Annotated in this window: 12 protein-coding genes and 1 pseudogene; 7 read left to right on the forward strand and 6 right to left on the reverse strand. The window is 68.8% G+C overall.

The genetic code is table 11. The features are described 5' to 3' along the window. Positions 1 to 155 precede the first annotated feature (155 nt). The 4 genes from groL (at position 156) to CDO52_RS05050 (ending at position 6,659) form a co-directional block, all read left to right on the forward strand. Positions 156 to 1,781 (forward strand): chaperonin GroEL, encoded by a 1,626-nt coding sequence (gene groL / locus CDO52_RS05035; protein WP_017620298.1) that lies wholly within the window; start codon positions 156 to 158, stop codon positions 1,779 to 1,781. A 470-nt stretch (positions 1,782 to 2,251) separates the two neighbouring features. Further along, entirely contained in the window at positions 2,252 to 3,796 is a 1,545-nt protein-coding gene (locus CDO52_RS05040) for a condensation domain-containing protein (protein ID WP_198345828.1), read from the forward strand. Beyond that, positions 3,790 to 5,214, forward strand: coding sequence for a condensation domain-containing protein (locus CDO52_RS05045; protein WP_017620296.1), 1,425 nt, complete (start codon positions 3,790 to 3,792; stop codon positions 5,212 to 5,214). The genes CDO52_RS05040 and CDO52_RS05045 overlap by 7 nt, the downstream gene beginning before the upstream one ends. Positions 5,215 to 5,216: 2 nt before the next feature. Then, positions 5,217 to 6,659 carry a condensation domain-containing protein gene (locus CDO52_RS05050; protein WP_017620295.1) on the forward strand — a complete coding sequence of 481 codons (1,443 nt, stop codon included), beginning with the start codon at positions 5,217 to 5,219 and terminating at the stop codon, positions 6,657 to 6,659. 281 nt (positions 6,660 to 6,940) lie between these two features. Here the strand turns inward: CDO52_RS05050 and CDO52_RS05055 are convergent, their stop codons facing one another. The 4 genes and pseudogenes from CDO52_RS05055 to CDO52_RS05065 all read right to left on the reverse strand — a co-directional run bounded on the left by CDO52_RS05055 (position 6,941) and on the right by CDO52_RS05065 (position 11,334). After that, on the reverse strand, positions 6,941 to 7,240 hold the full coding sequence (locus CDO52_RS05055; RefSeq protein WP_017620294.1) for a type II toxin-antitoxin system Phd/YefM family antitoxin: 300 nt from the start codon (positions 7,238 to 7,240) through the stop codon (positions 6,941 to 6,943). A gap of 21 nt (positions 7,241 to 7,261) precedes the next feature. Then, positions 7,262 to 7,459: pseudogene (locus CDO52_RS29385) on the reverse strand (hypothetical protein); the annotation flags it as partial. Between the two features lie 168 nt (positions 7,460 to 7,627). Continuing rightward, positions 7,628 to 9,523: an ABC transporter ATP-binding protein gene (locus CDO52_RS05060; protein ID WP_017620293.1), complete on the reverse strand. Its 1,896-nt coding sequence runs from the start codon at positions 9,521 to 9,523 to the stop codon at positions 7,628 to 7,630. Continuing rightward, on the reverse strand, positions 9,520 to 11,334 hold the full coding sequence (locus tag CDO52_RS05065; protein ID WP_094932225.1) for an ABC transporter ATP-binding protein: 1,815 nt from the start codon (positions 11,332 to 11,334) through the stop codon (positions 9,520 to 9,522). The genes CDO52_RS05060 and CDO52_RS05065 overlap by 4 nt, the downstream gene beginning before the upstream one ends. A gap of 157 nt (positions 11,335 to 11,491) precedes the next feature. Here CDO52_RS05065 and CDO52_RS05070 point away from each other — a divergent pair, with 157 nt between their 5' ends. The 3 genes from CDO52_RS05070 (at position 11,492) to CDO52_RS05080 (ending at position 13,885) form a co-directional block, all read left to right on the forward strand. After that, a complete protein-coding gene (locus CDO52_RS05070) occupies positions 11,492 to 12,109 on the forward strand; it encodes a TetR/AcrR family transcriptional regulator (RefSeq protein WP_017620291.1) in 618 nt (205 codons plus the stop codon). 68 nt (positions 12,110 to 12,177) lie between these two features. Then, on the forward strand, positions 12,178 to 12,909 hold the full coding sequence (locus CDO52_RS05075; RefSeq protein ID WP_017620290.1) for a phytanoyl-CoA dioxygenase family protein: 732 nt from the start codon (positions 12,178 to 12,180) through the stop codon (positions 12,907 to 12,909). Continuing rightward, positions 12,902 to 13,885: a CPBP family intramembrane glutamic endopeptidase gene (locus tag CDO52_RS05080; RefSeq protein WP_017620289.1), complete on the forward strand. Its 984-nt coding sequence runs from the start codon at positions 12,902 to 12,904 to the stop codon at positions 13,883 to 13,885. Before CDO52_RS05075 ends, CDO52_RS05080 begins: the two co-directional genes overlap by 8 nt. 120 nt (positions 13,886 to 14,005) lie before the next feature. Here the strand turns inward: CDO52_RS05080 and CDO52_RS05085 are convergent, their stop codons facing one another. After that, the gene (locus CDO52_RS05085; protein ID WP_033301222.1) at positions 14,006 to 14,434 is read right to left on the reverse strand and encodes an NUDIX hydrolase; all 429 of its coding nucleotides are present in this window, start codon (positions 14,432 to 14,434) and stop codon (positions 14,006 to 14,008) included. 89 nt (positions 14,435 to 14,523) lie between these two features. Next, positions 14,524 to 15,000: a type II toxin-antitoxin system VapC family toxin gene (locus CDO52_RS29390; RefSeq protein WP_083920002.1), complete on the reverse strand. Its 477-nt coding sequence runs from the start codon at positions 14,998 to 15,000 to the stop codon at positions 14,524 to 14,526. Positions 15,001 to 15,037: the final 37 nt, after the last annotated feature.

Genomic DNA, 15,037 nt, shown 5'->3' on the forward strand with positions numbered 1-15,037 from the left:
TTAGCACTCTGAGATGAGGAGTGCTAATCCAGGATCGAGACGATGAGGCCGCGGTCTCCGGCAGTCGGGTTGTCGGACCAAGCCGTGGTCGTCCGTCGCGGGCGTCGCTCTCGTTCCCTCGCGTATCAGCCCGGTCACGGGAGGACAAGAACTCTATGGCAGCCAAACTGATCGCGTTCGAAGAGGAAGCCCGGCGCGGCCTCGAGCGCGGCATGAACACGCTCGCGGACGCCGTCAAGGTCACGCTCGGCCCCAAGGGCCGCAACGTCGTCCTTGAGAAGAAGTGGGGCGCCCCGACCATCACCAACGACGGTGTCTCCATCGCCAAGGAGATCGAGCTCGAGGACCCGTGGGAGAAGATCGGCGCCGAGCTCGTCAAGGAGGTCGCCAAGAAGACCGACGACGTCGCCGGTGACGGCACCACCACCGCCACCGTGCTGGCTCAGGCGCTCGTACGCGAGGGCCTGCGCAACGTCGCCGCCGGTGCCAACCCGGTCGGCCTGAAGCGCGGCATCGAGACCGCCGTCTCCCGCATCAGCGAGGAGCTGGCCAACCTGTCCAAGGACGTGGAGACCAAGGAGCAGATCGCCTCCACCGCCTCCATCTCCGCCAGCGACGCGCAGATCGGCGAGGTCATCGCCGAGGCGATGGACAAGGTCGGCAAGGAAGGCGTCATCACGGTCGAGGAGGGCCAGACCTTCGGTCTGGAGCTCGAGCTCGCCGAGGGCATGCGCTTCGACAAGGGCTACATCTCGCCCTACTTCGCCACCGACCTTGAGCGCATGGAGACGGTCCTCGAGGACCCCTACATCCTCATCGTCAACTCCAAGATCTCCAACAACAACGAGTTCCTCCCGGTTGTGGAGAAGGTCCTGCAGGCCGGCCGTCCGCTGATGGTCATCGCCGAGGACCTCGAGGGCGGCGCGCTGCAGACCCTCATCGTCAACAAGATCCGCGGCACCTTCAAGTCCGTGGCCGTCAAGGCGCCGGGCTTCGGCGACCGCCGCAAGGCGCAGCTCGGCGACATCGCCGTGCTGACCGGCGGCCAGGTCATCACCGAGGAGGTCGGCCTCAAGCTCGAGAACACCGAGCTCGACATGCTGGGCCGTGCCCGCAAGGTCGTCGTCACCAAGGACGAGACCACGATCGTCGACGGTGCCGGTGACGCCACCTCCATCTCCGGCCGCGTCAACGAGATCCGTGCCGAGATCGAGCGCACCGACTCCGACTACGACCGCGAGAAGCTCCAGGAGCGCCTGGCCCGCCTGGCCGGCGGTGTCGCCGTCATCAAGGCCGGTGCCGCCACCGAGGTGGAGCTCAAGGAGCGCAAGCACCGCATCGAGGACGCCGTCCGCAACGCCAAGGCCGCCGTCGAGGAGGGCATCCTGCCCGGTGGTGGCGTCGCGCTGCTGCAGGCGGGCGTTCCGGCCTTCGAGAAGCTGGACCTGTCGGGCGACGAGGCCATCGGCGCCGACATCGTCCGCCGCGCCATCGAGGAGCCGCTGAAGCAGATCGCGATCAACGCCGGCCTTGAGGGCGGCGTCGTCGCGGAGAAGGTGCGGGGCCTCGACGCCGGTGTCGGCCTCAACGCCGCCACGGGCGACTACACCGACCTGTTCAAGGACGGCGTCATCGACCCGACCAAGGTCACCCGCTCCGCGCTGCAGAACGCGGCCTCCATCGCCGGTCTGTTCCTGACCACCGAGGCCGTCATCGCCGAGAAGCCGGAGAAGTCCGCTCCGGCCGCTCCGGACGCCGGCATGGGCGGCATGGACTTCTAAGACCCACGGCGACCCATGGGTCAGAACATGTCCAGGTACGCGTAACAACGCCTGCGACGATCGGGCGGTCCCCTTGCGGGGGCCGCCCTTTCGCGTGTTCGGATGCGTGTGACGTGGGCAACCTCAGAAAAATGATGAAATCCGACTTATCTCCTACTAACATCGGGCGGGCAGCGGCACTCGAAAAGGTGTTTTTCTGGATATCGCTGCCCGAAGGTGCCCCCAATGATGTGGGTCTTATTCGATCCCGATGAATGAGCGTCCGTCTTGTTAACAAAGTATTGCGCGGGCGTGAATTTACTTGGGGTGGATGTCTCATAAGCCCTCTGACCTCGGGCGATGTCCTGTGTGTGCGGGTATCTCGGTTGATGTTGGCCTATACCTGCATGCGGTGTTGGACTGCGACACGTTCCTTCGGTGGATGCCATTCCATTGGTTTTTCTTTTGCTTTTCTTTGCTATCGTTCCGGCATGGCAATCGGGGGCCAAATGAAGTTCACCGAGATTTCTGGTATCGACGTCGAACCGGGTGCGCTCACCGAGTGGCGGCCCTGGTGCGGTCCCGACGGGAGCCGATGGAGAACCGACGAACGGCCGCCCTCCTATATCCAGGAGGAGCACGTGCGGAACAGGCTGGCGGGGCAGCGCGAGGGACGTGCGTCGCCATCGTGGCTCGCGACCGTGTTCGACCTGCCCGGTCGGCTCGACCCAGAGGCGTTCCGTACCGCCCTTCTCACCTGGATCGACCAGCACGAGACCCTGCGCAGCGGACTGCGCGTCGACGGGGACCACATCAGCCGCTTCACCCTCGACAAGGGGGAAGCCGACCTGCGGGGGGCACCGGTCGGCGAGTACTCCAGCGGCGCTGAGCTGGCCGAGCGGATCGAAGCCTTCTTCGACCTGGAAACCGACCCCCTGGCCTGGCCGTCCTACGGGTGCGCCACGATCTCCCGGGCGGGCTCCACGACGGTGTGCCTCGGCTTCGACCACTCCAACGTCGACGGCTACTCCATCCTGCTCATCGCCCAGGAGATCCGCTGGCTGTACGCGGCGGCGGTGGTGGGATCACAGCCCGACCCCACCGACGTCGGCAGCTACATCGACTTCTCCCACATCGAGCGGGCGGGCGCCGCCGAGGTCGGCGCCGACCACGCGGCCGTCGTCCGCTGGCGCGACTTCCTCGTCGAGAACGGGTGGAAGCTTCCCGAGTTCCCGGTCCCGTCCTACCTGGGCGGCGACACGCGTACCGAGTCCCCGGGGTGCGTCGTCCACGGTGACAGTGGCGACAGCGGCGACGACCCGTGCGACGGCCTGTGCGACGAGATTCCGGTCCCCCAGTACAGCGGGGACGAGCTCATCCTCGACGCGGACCAGGCATCCGCCTTCGACGCCGCCTGCCGCGGGAACGGGGGATCTCCCCTCGCGGGCATCCTGACCTGCCTGGGGATCGCGGGGCGGGAGAGCCTGGACCAGGACGAGTTCCGGGCGCTGACCATCTTCCACACCCGCAACCACCCCAAGTGGGCGCGCTCGCTCGGCTGGTACGTGGGGCTGGCACCGGTCCACTTCCCCGTCGCGGGCCCCGACACCTTCCCGAAGGTCATGCTGGGTGCCAAGGACGCGGTGAAGGCGGCCAAGCCGCTGTCGGAGGTCCCGTTCGCGCGGGTCGTCGAGCTGCTCGGCGCCCAGCTGGAACCGCGGTTCGTCGTGTCGTACGTGGACATGCGCCTGACCCCGGGAGCGCGCTACTGGAAGGAATGGCGGATGCACACGCTGCGCAGCCGCAGCCACCATCCCCATGAGGTCTACCTATGGATCAACCGCGGGTTCGACGGCACCCGGCTGAGCTTCCGCTACCCGGCCATCGGACACCGCGCGTCGGCGACGCGGCTCTACATCGACCGCGCCGCGGCGGAGATGCGACGCGTCGCCGCAGGCGGAGACCTCACCGAATCCCCCCGTCCCGCTGCCGGAGTCCCGCCGGTGGCCGTCGATATGGAGGCCGCATCATGCTGATGACACGGATGGTCGAATACAGCCCCGAGCCCGGCGAGCTCGTGGAGTTCGAGGTGCAGGACACCGCCGGAACCGAGTGGAGCGAGCATCCGGAGCCACCGTCGTGGGTCCAGCAGCACCACACCGGGCTGTGGCTGGCGAACCAGGCCGCCGGACGGACCACCTCGCCGTGGGTGTGCATCGCCTTCGACCTGCCCGGCCGACTGGACACCGACGCCATGGCGGCCGCGCTGGAGACGTGGGCGCGGCGCCACTCCACGCTGCTTACCTGGTTCGCCGCGGACGACAGCGGGCTGAAGCGGTACGCGATGCCGCCGGAGTCCCTGGCGATCCGCCCGGTGTCGCAGGGCGAGGTCGAATCGTCCACCGAGATCCGCACGCACCTGCGGGAACGGCTCGACACCTCGGTGAACCCGATGCAGTGGCCGCCGTTCGCCGTCACGGCGGTGCTCCGGGACACCACGTCGACCCTCGTCTACGCGGTCGACCACTCCCATTGCGACGGGCTCTCTCTCATGCTCGTGTTCGCCGAGCTTCGCGCGCTCTACCAGGCGGAACTCGACGGGACCGACCCCGGGCTGCCCGAAGTCGGCAGTTACGTCGACTTCTGTGCGCTCGAACGGGAGCGGCTCGCCCAGATCGGCCCGGACACGCCGGGCGTCGACCGCTGGATCGACTTCTGGCGGGAGGGCGGCGACCAGACGGTCCCGCTGGACCTCGGCACCGAACCTGGTAAGACCTACCCCTCGCTCATCATCGAGGAGGACGTGCTTACCGCGGTCGAGTCGGACGTGTTCTCCCAGGTCTGTAAGGCGAGCGGCGGCGGGTCCACCGCCGGGCTGCTCGCGGCGCTGGCCATCTGCGGCTACGAACTGAACGGGAGCGAGAGCTACCGCGGCCTGACGGTGGTGAACACCCGGGACGAGGCGCGCTGGTACGGGGCCCAGGGGTGGTTCATCAACGTCGTGCCGATCAGCTTCCCGGTCGCGGGGAGGAAGGGCTTCGCCGAGGTCATCGTCGAGGCACAGCGGGCGTTCAAGGAAGCGCGGGCCATGGCCGGGGTGCCGCTGCCGCGCGTCGCCGAGCTGTACCCCGACCTCGCCGCCCAGTTCGTTCCCGGCGCCGCCCCGCCGATGGTGTCCTACCTCGACCTCCGGCACGCTCCGGCGTCGGCGGACTGGCCGGGCGCGGACCTGCGCATCATGGCCCCGCCGGGGGAGACGCGGGAGGTGTCGATGTGGCTCAACCGCGCGTGGGACCGGACGTTCCTCAACACCAAGTACCCGGACACCGAGACGGCCCGGACCAACGTGCCGATCTTCCTGGAGCGTCTGCACCACGTGCTGCGGGAGGTCGCCCGGAACGGTGACTATCCGATCGGCGACCGCGCGGCGGCACCGGCCGACCCGGTGGTGTAGGCGTGCGCGTCACCACATTGGACCACTATGACCCGGCCCCCGGCCGCGTCGTGGAGTTCGTGCCGTCGGCGGCGACCCTGACCGCCGCCGACGGCACGCCCGCCTCCCCCGTGCCACCCTCGCTCAACCAGCGCTTCCACCTGGAAACGGAGCGCCGCCAGGACGAGGGGCCGAGGCACTGGCTGGCCTGTGCGTTCGATCTCGACAACGTCGTCGACCCGGAGGCGCTGCGGAAGGCGTTCGTCGCCTGGGTGCGGCGCCACGAGACGCTGCGCAGCGGCTTTCGCCCGGGTCCGGACGCGACGGCGATCGAACGCTTCGTCCTGCCCGCCGAGTCCTTCGACCTGGAAGCGCGGGACGCGGGTGCCTACGCCACCACGTCCGACCTGCGCGAGCACTGGGCCAAGCGGCTCGACGAGGCGTGCCGCGCGCTGTCGTGGCCGCCGTACCTGTTCGCCGTGGTCCTCCGTCCCACGGGCACCACGGTGTTCTGCGGCTTCGACCACTGCAACGTGGACGCGCATTCGCTGGCGATCGCCGTCCGCGAGCTGGGCGCGTTCTACCGCGCCATGGTTGCCGGAACCTCCCCCGACCTTCCCGAGGCCGGCAGCTACGTGGACTACTGCGCCCTGGAGCAGGAGACCACCGGATCCCCACCGGACCGCGACGACCCGCTCGTGCAGGGCTGGGCCGATTTCTTCGCCGCCTGCGGCGGCACCACCCCGTCCTTCCCTCTCGACCTGGGGCTCGCCCCGGGCGAGCGGTGCCCTCAGGGCACCGACACCCGCCGCCTGCTCGACGCGGCCAGTGCCGACGCTTTCGAACGCATCTGCCTCGACTCCGGCGGCAGCCTCTTCACCGGCATCCTCGCGGCTACCGGACTCGCCGCTCACCGTCTCGGGGCGCGGGACGAACTCCGGCTGTGTGTCCCGATGCACACCCGCAACGAGGAGCGCTGGGCCAATGCCATCGGCTGGTTCACCACCGTCGCCCCGCTGACGCTCGACATCAGCGGATCGACCGCGGCCGGTGCGTCGGACGAGGCGGGCGATCGCGCGGCCGCGGACGGGTTCGCGGCACGCCTCCGTTCCGCCCGCGAAGGCTTCCGCGTGGCCCGCGACCTCGGCCGCCTCCCGGTCGCCCACGTCCTCGCCGCCCTTGGAGAGGAGTTCGCGCGCGGGAAGGACGACGTGTTCATGCTGTCCTTCATCGACTACCGCCGCTTCCCGGAGTCGGAACACTACGTGGCCGCCAACGCCCACCACCTCAGCGCGGTGACCATGGCCGACGACGCCCAGTTCTGGGTTTCGCGGACACACGAGGGCCTGTTCCTGCGTTCGCGCTACCCGGACGACCCCGTGGCGGAGAACGCTGTCCTATCCTTCGCCGACGCCCTGGCCGCGGCGATGGTCACCCACGCCCCGGAACCGATGAGTACCCAGTAAGAGGCGGCTTCAGCATTGGTCCGTCCCCGCTCGCGCGGGGACGGACCAAGTAGTGGCGTCACAGTGTCAGCTAGCGATTGATCCGGATCCGCCAGACACTGACCGACTCCGGCTCGACCGTGTAGTACACCAGAAGGTCACGTGTGGTCAGCCGATAGGCCTAGGGAACTCCACCAAACGGCTCAGACTCCGGTAGTACCGGGTCCTTCAAGAGATCAGCACAGATGTCAACGAAAGCGCGCTGCAGCTCTCGTGGCATCTGTGGCAGATGGGCATGTACCTCAGCATCGATCAGGAGGCGACGCGTCACCGGTCGAGCCCAAGGCTGTCCGCAGCTCCTCAGCCGAGTTGAATGCGACCATGCGGTCGGGATCGGCCTGAGCCGCCGCCTGGCGTTCGAGCACGACCTTGCGGTCGTACTCATCGCGCAGGCGGATGAGGTCCTCATAGTCGTCAGGCGAGATCAGGACAGCGGCAGGGTGACCATGCCGGGTGACATAGGTGGCCTTACCGCCGTGCTCTGCCCGGCCGACCGCGTCGGACAGCTGACGCCGGAACTGCTCAAGGGTGAGTGTGTCCATACCTGCAGATTCTCGAGGAACTCAAGGTTCTCTAGGTGCTTCTTGGCCTCGCATGTTCGGATGCTGAGCGCTGTCTCCATGCCAGGAGCGCCAGAGGGAGGCGTAGGAACCATTGCGGGCCAGGAGCTCGTCGTGGGTGCCCAGCTCTGTGATGCCTCCGTCCTCGACGACCGCGATGCGGTCGGCGTCGTGGGCCGTGTGAACGGCCAGGCGGTGTCGTACGTACCTTCCCGTTCGCCTGTTGTCTGGAGTCCCGCACAAGTAGTGGTGTCAGCCCAGGAGACCCAGGGCATGGGCGAGGAGCGTGGCGCCGATGACGTCACAGGTGTAAGGCAGCTGTCCCTTGTTCCGGGACATCGAGGTGGTGCAGCGGTGCGGCGAGGCCTGTTACTCGCCGTGCCAGGTGCGCCAGAGGGAGGCGTAGGAGCCGTCGCGGGCGAGAAGTTCGTCGTGGGTGCCCAGCTCTGTGATGCCTCCGTCTTCGACCACCGCGATGCGGTCGGCGTCGTGGGCGGTGTGGAGTCGGTGGGCGATCGCGACGACCGTTCGGCCTTCGAGGACCGCGTTGAGCGAGCGTTCCAGGCGGCGGGCGGCGCGTGGGTCGATCAGGGACGTGGCCTCGTCGAGGATCAGGACCTGGGGGTCGGCCAGCACCAGGCGCGCCAGGGCCAACTGCTGGGTGTGCGCAGGGTCGAGTTCAAGGGCACCGGTTCCCACCTGGGTGTCCAGCCCCTCGGGCAGGTCCCGGACCCACTCCGCGCACTCGGTCGCCTCCAGTGCCGCCCAGATCTCCTCAGGTGTGACCGCACCCTCGCGGGCCATGGCCACGTTGTCGCCGAGCGTGCCCCGGAAGACGTGGGTCTCCTGGGTGACCAGCACGACGCGGCGCCGCTGTTCGTGGGAGGGCAGGGCCGACAGGTCCGCGCCGCAGACGAGGACATTGCCGGAGGTCGGTGCGTGAACCCCGGCGATCAGCTTGCCGAGTGTCGACTTTCCCGCGCCGCTGGGGCCGACCATGGCGAGGCGTTCGCCCGGCCTCAGGGCCAGGTTGACGCCGTGCAGCACCTCAAGGTCGGGGCGGTAGCCGAAGCGGACGTCGCGGAGTTCGACCTTGCCAGGGTCGGTGGAGGTGGTCGGGTGGGGCTCCACCACCGATAGAGCCGCTCCATCGTCCTCCTTGGTTACTCCGCTGCTGGGCTCGTTGGCGATCGCGAGTCGGATGCCCAGCAGACGGCGCATCGCGGCGAAGCCGTACGTCAGGGCGTCCAGCTGCATGATCAGCCGGTCGAGCGGGCCGATGAGCTGATAGGTGAACAGCGTCGCGGCGGTGGCCTGGCCCAGGGTGACGACGTCCTGGGTGTACAGCCACCCCCCGGTGAGGAAGGTGGCGGCGACGGGGAGCCCGTAGCCGAAGTCCAGGGTCGGGTACCACACGCAGCGGATCCACAGCGTGTAGCGCTCAGCCGCGTAGGCGTGGACGATGTTGCGGTCGCCGCGTGCGCGCATACGGTCGGCGCGGCGCAGGGCTTCGATGGTGTGGGCGCCCTCCACGGTGTCGGTCATCCCCTGGACCAGGTCGCCGTAGCGGGCCAGCTCGCGTTCATAGCCCGGGTTCGCGCGCCGCAGGTACCAGCGGGTGCCCAGCCAGAACACTGGGACCGCGGTGAGGGCCGGCAGCAGGAGCAGGGGGTGCACCGTGCCGACGGCGGCGATCGTCAGTGCGCAGGTGACCAGAGCGATGATGGCCTCGGGGAGGCTGTTGCGCACGACGTAGGCCAGGTGGCCGGTGTCGCGGCCGGTGCGCGTGACCAGGTCGCCGCTTCCGGCGCGCTCGACTGTCGCCAGCGGCAGGCGCAGCACCGAGCGCATGAACTCCTCGCGCAGTTCGGCGATGAACGCCTCGCCGAACCGGATCGAGGCCGCGACCGATCCGTAGGTGAATACCGCGTGCGCCACCATGGCCCCGGCGATCACCGCGATCGTCAGGTCGATGCGCGCGACGGTGGTCCCCGCGCGGACCGCGTCGATGATGTCTCCCAGCAGCCAAGGCGCGGCCAGACCGGCGATCGCGGCGACCGCGTGCAGCACGACGACCGCGGTCAGAATCCCCCTGTGTGCCCGCAGCGCCTCTCCCAGCCGTTCGCGCACGTGGGCGCTGTCGGCAATGGGGAGAATCTTGCGGCGGGGCCGGTGCTCACCGTTCTCGACGCTCTGGCCGTGTGTCCTGGGTTCCGGAGGTTCTCCGGGTTCCGCACGCGTGCTGCCGGGTTCGGTGCCGATCATCTGTTCTCTCCTGCACTGGCCGGGGTCGCCCGGCCGGTGTCGAGGTCGTCGCCGTCGTCTATCGCGGAACGCAGAACCGTCGTGCTGTACCGCGGTTCGTCGTGCAGCAGGTCGTGGTGCGTCCCCTCGGCCACGACGCGTCCGTCGTCGACGAAGACCACATGGTCGGCCTGGTCCAGGAGCAACGGGCTTGTCGTCAGGACGACGGTGGTGCGCCCCCGCCGCGCCGCGCCCAGGCGGGCCGCGATGGTCGACTCGGTGTGCGCGTCGACCGCCGAGGCCGGTTCGACCAGGATCAGCACCTCGGGGTCGGCGAGCAGGGCGCGGCCCAGCCGGAGCCGCTGCTGCTGACCACCGGAGAACTCGCGGCCGTGGTCGGCCACATGACCGTCGAGCCCGCCCGGAAGCGCGGTGACGATGTCGTCGGCGCAGGCCGCGTGGAGGGCGGAGTGCAGCTCCTCGTCCGCTGCACCGCCGTCCGGGGACAGTTCCTCACGCAGCGATCCGGAGAACAGCACCGCGCTGTTGGTGCCGACCAGGATGCGCTCACGGACATGGTCCAGGGGGAGGTCGCGTAGGCGGACGGGGGCTGACGCTCCTTCCTGCTCGCCGTCTCCGGCGACTGCGGCGCGCATGGTGACCTCGGCCTCCGGGCCATCGCGGTAGCGGCCGAGCCGGTCGGCGATCAGCGCGGCCTGCTCCACGTCGGTGCAGGCGATGCCGGTGAGCCGTCCAGCCGGAACAGTGACCCCGCTGCCCGGGTCGTGGAGGACGATGTCACCTTCGGGAGCGGCCGCCGGGCGCTCCGGCTCGGGCAGGTCGTGGGGGAGGGCCAGGATCTTGACGATTCGCCGCGCGGATACGTGCGCGCTGATGACCAGGTTCGCCGACCTCATCAGACCGTGCACCGGCATCATCAAGTACGCGGTGTAGCCGTAGAAGGTCACCAGCTGGCCCACTGTGATCTCGCCTGCAAGCGCGAGACGCGCGCCGAACCAGATGATCCCCGTGACCAGGAGCCCAGGGAGAAGCACTTGGAGCGCGCGCAGCCCGGCCGTCAACCAGCCGACGTGCACACCGGCGGCGCGGGCGCGCTGGGATTCGGCCGTGTAGCGGGTCTCGGACATGTGCTCGCCGCCGATACCGCGCAGGACCCGCAGACCCGCGACGATGTCGCTGGCGCGGGTCGCTACCTCGGCCTGGAGGTCACGCTGTTTGGTCTCCCGTCGGTGCAGCGGGCGCATCAGCGGACCCGAGCACAGCACGATCAGCGGAACACCGACCAGGACCGCGAGCCCCATCGGCACCGACGACCGCAACATCAGCACGCTCACCAGGGCGATGGTGAGAAACGAGGAGAAGATCCGGGCGGCGTGCTCGAACAGGTCACCGATGTCGTCGATGTCGGTCGTGCCAACGGCGACGACCTCACCGGTCGGCAGCCGTCGGGCGAGTGTGCTGCCGAGCCGGGTGGAGCCCCGCGTTACCACCTGCACAGTGCGGTAGGCCGCGTCGTACCAGTTGTACGCCTCGGCGCGGTGGCTCGGCACGATGAGGAGCGCCAGGCCAGTGCCCATCCCCGTGATCGCTCCGGCCCACAGCAGCAGCTGCCCCGGCTCACCCGAGGTCAGGGCGTTGTCCACGGCCGCGCCGAAGACGGCCGGTAGCAGCGCCTGGAGTGAGTAATAGACGGTGACGTAGGCGGTGGAGATGATGAGTGCCCACCACTGCTTGCGGGCAAGCCACGCCAGGTACCTCCCGGCCGATCGATGGTCGGGGGTTCCTGGGTCACGTTCGGGAAGGGCTCGCACAGTTGCCGCACGCTATCCGTGCGGGCGTCGGTGCCGCCACTGGTTTTTTCCTCGGTGGTGCCGCTATAGGCCGCTATGACCTGCACTGATGCGTATCTCGTGGCCAGGATCGGCAAAATCCCTTGTGGGGTTAGGCCGATCGGCCTACCTTTAGGCCATGCAGCCGAAAACCAGTGCGGTCGGCCGAAAGCGCAACGCGTTCATCGAGGCGGCCCGGAGGGCGCAGATCATCCAGGCGGCCACCGAAACCGTCGCACAGGTCGGCTACGCGCAGGCGTCGCTGTCCCGCATCGCGCAGCACGCGCGTATCAGCAAGAGCGTCATCTCCTACCACTTCGCGGGCAAGGACGAACTGCTCGAACAGGTGGTGACGCAGATCTTCGACGAGGGCTGGGCCCTCATCGAGCCGCGCCTGGCGACCGCACGCACCGAGGCGGAGCGGCTGCGCGTCCACATCGAGGTGGAACTCGAGTACTGGGAATCGAACCGCACCCGATTCCTGGCCATGGCGTCCATCGTCGACGGCCACCGCACGAGCGACGGGAAACCGCGGTTCGCCGACAAATGGGAGGAGACGGTCACGGTCGTCGAGGATCTCCTGCGCAAGGGGCAGGAGAACGGGGAGTTCCGAGACTTCGATCCCCGCGTCGTCGCGGTCACCGTCCGGCAGGGGATCGAGGGCGCGCTCGACCAGTGGGCGAGAAACCCCGACCTCGACCTCAAGGCGTATACGGCGGAGCTGATCACCCTTTTCGAACTCGCGATACGAAAGTGACGGCGAACCGGAGCGCCCTCCCCGCACATCCGACCGACCGCGGACGCCATCCGAGAGGAGAGACCGTCGTGCGAGTCGAACGACATCCGTCAACCGCTCTGCTCGAATCGGACATCACCGAGTACCGCGAGGAAGGGGTCGTGTGCGTCCCCCGGCTGCTCTCCGGTGAGTCCTTGATCCACGCCCGCGAGGCGGCGTGGGAGGCGTACCGGTACGAAGCCGAACCCTGGTGGGACGAGAGGGGCATGACCGTCCTCCAGGGCGCCGGCGACTGGCACTCCGACCGGACCCTGCGCGACCTGGTCCTCGGGCCGCTGGGGGAGGCGGCCGCCGCCCTCGTGGGCGGGCGGGTGCGCCTGTTCACCGGTGGATTCCTCTTCCTGGAGCCGCACCGCGACACCCCCACCGTGCGGCACAGCGACGCTCCCTACGACCCCTACGACGCCACGGAGACGATCACCGCATGGATCGCCCTCTCCGACATCCCCGAGGAACGGGGCTGCCTCTCCTGCCTCCCCCGATCGCATCGCGACCGCGGACTCGTCCCCATCCTCCGCGGCCCCTCCGTCACCCTGCCGCTGGCCGCGGGCGACGGCGTCTTCCACAACGGCCGCACGGTCCGCTGGGCCGGCGGCAACACGACCGAAGAACCGCGCATCGTGGTGTTCGCGAGATACATGGCAGCGGATGCGATCTACAACGGCCGACCCGACGCGATCACCGATCCGCTCGGCCTCACGGTCGGACATCCGCTTGGCGGAGCACACTTCCCCCTGATCACAGGAGCCCTTCATGACTGAAAGGCGCGCAGGCTCCCAGGTAGGCGGCCCGACCGCGGGCACGGCCGGGGCCCGGCGGGACGACGACGGCGTTCCCTGGCTGCTGTCCGGGCTGCCTCCGTTCGCCAGGACCGCCATGTGGCGCCGGACCCCGGGGCATCGCGGCGACGGACGCCCCGACCTCCTCTGGCGGGTCACGGTCGTATCCGTCGCCATCACCCTGCTGTGGTCCGCCATCGCGTGGGTGGTCCGCGCGACGGTCGGTCCTGAGTACAGCCTCCTGTCCCACGCGATGTCGGCGGTGCTCACCAGCCTGCTGGTCGTCCCGATGATCGCCCTGGCCCGGCGGCACCTCGACCAACGCCCGTGGAGCGGGCTCGGCCTCACCGGCCTGTCAGCGGGCTGGCGCCATCTGCTGCTGGGTATGGCTGTCTGGCTGGTGCCCGCCGGGGTCGGGACCGCCCTGTGCGTGGCGTTCGGCTGGACCGAGATCACGATGCGCGCCTCGGTGCCCGAGGCGCTGGGCTTCACCGCGCTGCTCGTCGTCCTCGTCCTCTTCTACGAGGCGATCCCCGAGGAGCTGGCCTTCCGCGGCTACCTGCAGCGCAACCTGATGACAGAGATGAGCCCGGGCGGCGCCGTGCTGGTGCAGGCAGGGCTGTTCTGCCTGTTCGGAAGCGCTGTCTGGGCGATCCTGGGCGAGCAGACCATCGACGTCGCGCGCTCCCTGATCCTCCTCGCGGCGGGGATCGTCCTGGGCGGTATCCGCGTCGTCAGCCGGAACACGTGGGCGTGCGTCGGCTTCCACCTGGCCTTTCAGGTTGCCGCGCAGCTTCTGCTGGCCCCCGCGAACGGCCAGTTCGCCGTCAGCGACCCGCTGCCCCTCCAGCTGGTCGCCTTCGGGTTCCTCCCGTTCGGCCTGGCCGTGCTGCTCTACCAGATCTTCCACCCCGCGCCGGTCAACTGGCGCATTCCCGAGCCTGACAGGAAACCCTGAGGGGGACGGAGCCTCAGGGGAAGAGGTCGGTGCCGATGCTGCGCGCCGGTGGCGTCGGCACCGACCCGCACTACGACGGCGTGTGGTGGCGACCCCGGTACACGCGGCAGGGCGGCGGCCTCAGCGGATCAGGCCGCGCTCGACCAGTTCGTCCATGACCCGCCGCACGGCCGGAGCGCAGCGGGGACGGCCGGAGCGGTCCAGCCAGGCGAGTTCGGCGATCTCGTTGCTCGCGGTGGGCTCGCCGTCGTGCTCGGCGCTGTAGCAGGACAGCCGGACCCTGGTGCCCTCGGGATAGCCGTCGGCGAGTTCGTCGATCACGACCAACGGGCGCAGCGTTCCCGGGCGCAGCGCCACCGCGATCTCCTCTTCGACCTCACGCGTCACCGCGGCCTCGTGGCTCTCACCGGGCTCGGGCTTGCCCCCGGGCAGGTAGAAGAGCGTCCGGCCGTGCGTGCGGGCACACAGCAGGCGGCCGTCACGCACATGCACCCAGGCGATGGCATCGATGACCGGCGCGGACGAGGCGGATGGCACTGGGGTTCCCATAGCGCACACCCTAGATCGTTGAGGGGGACGGAGCCTCAGGGGAAGAGGTCGGTGCCGACGTCGCGCGCCGGTGGCGTCGGCACCGCCGCTTACGGCAGGAGCTTCAGAGAAGGAACATGGCGTGGCTTGACGGCGTGGAAATGACGGTGATCCAGGGTGGCGACAGCCGCCGCATTGCAGCGCTCGGCCAAACTGATGACGGATGCGTCTGCGAGTCCGAGGGGAAAACCCTGATAGCAGTGCATGAGCTCAGCGATCCTGGCGAGATCATCCTGGTCAGGAATGACTTGTGTGAGATCACCGGCTGCAACGGCTTCGACAAGATTGATTTCGGCCTGGGCACCGATGTACTTAGCAACCAGGTAGCAGGCTTCAGTTAGCACGTATGGGGTGACCATCAGCTGCCCCTCGTGCGATTCGAGTAGGTCAACGCGGCGGACGTGCTCAGGGTCTTTTCGGTGGAGGTAGGCGACAAGAGGTCCAGTGTCAACTATCAGCATCGTCCTCGCCGATCTCCGTCCGGACGATGTCCTTGGCGCGTGCAGCGAGATCCATCTCGGGGCCATCGAAGGACCTCAGAACCCGAAATCGACTTCGGGGGCT

The organism is Nocardiopsis gilva YIM 90087 (genome assembly GCF_002263495.1).
Classification (GTDB): domain Bacteria; phylum Actinomycetota; class Actinomycetes; order Streptosporangiales; family Streptosporangiaceae; genus Nocardiopsis_C; species Nocardiopsis_C gilva.

Bases quoted from the DNA above. Each gene is read 5' to 3' on its own strand.
- CDO52_RS05070 (WP_017620291.1), top strand. From the start codon at position 11,492: ATGCAGCCGAAAACCAGTGCGGTCGGCCGAAAGCGCAACGCGTTCATC.
- CDO52_RS05055 (WP_017620294.1), bottom strand. From the start codon at position 7,240: ATGGACACACTCACCCTTGAGCAGTTCCGGCGTCAGCTGTCCGACGCG.
- CDO52_RS05085 (WP_033301222.1), bottom strand. From the start codon at position 14,434: ATGGGAACCCCAGTGCCATCCGCCTCGTCCGCGCCGGTCATCGATGCC.
- CDO52_RS05040 (WP_198345828.1), top strand. From the start codon at position 2,252: ATGGCAATCGGGGGCCAAATGAAGTTCACCGAGATTTCTGGTATCGAC.
- groL (WP_017620298.1), top strand. From the start codon at position 156: ATGGCAGCCAAACTGATCGCGTTCGAAGAGGAAGCCCGGCGCGGCCTC.
- CDO52_RS05060 (WP_017620293.1), bottom strand. From the start codon at position 9,523: ATGATCGGCACCGAACCCGGCAGCACGCGTGCGGAACCCGGAGAACCT.
- CDO52_RS29390 (WP_083920002.1), bottom strand. From the start codon at position 15,000: ATGGCCCCGAGATGGATCTCGCTGCACGCGCCAAGGACATCGTCCGGA.
- CDO52_RS05045 (WP_017620296.1), top strand. From the start codon at position 3,790: ATGCTGATGACACGGATGGTCGAATACAGCCCCGAGCCCGGCGAGCTC.
- CDO52_RS05080 (WP_017620289.1), top strand. From the start codon at position 12,902: ATGACTGAAAGGCGCGCAGGCTCCCAGGTAGGCGGCCCGACCGCGGGC.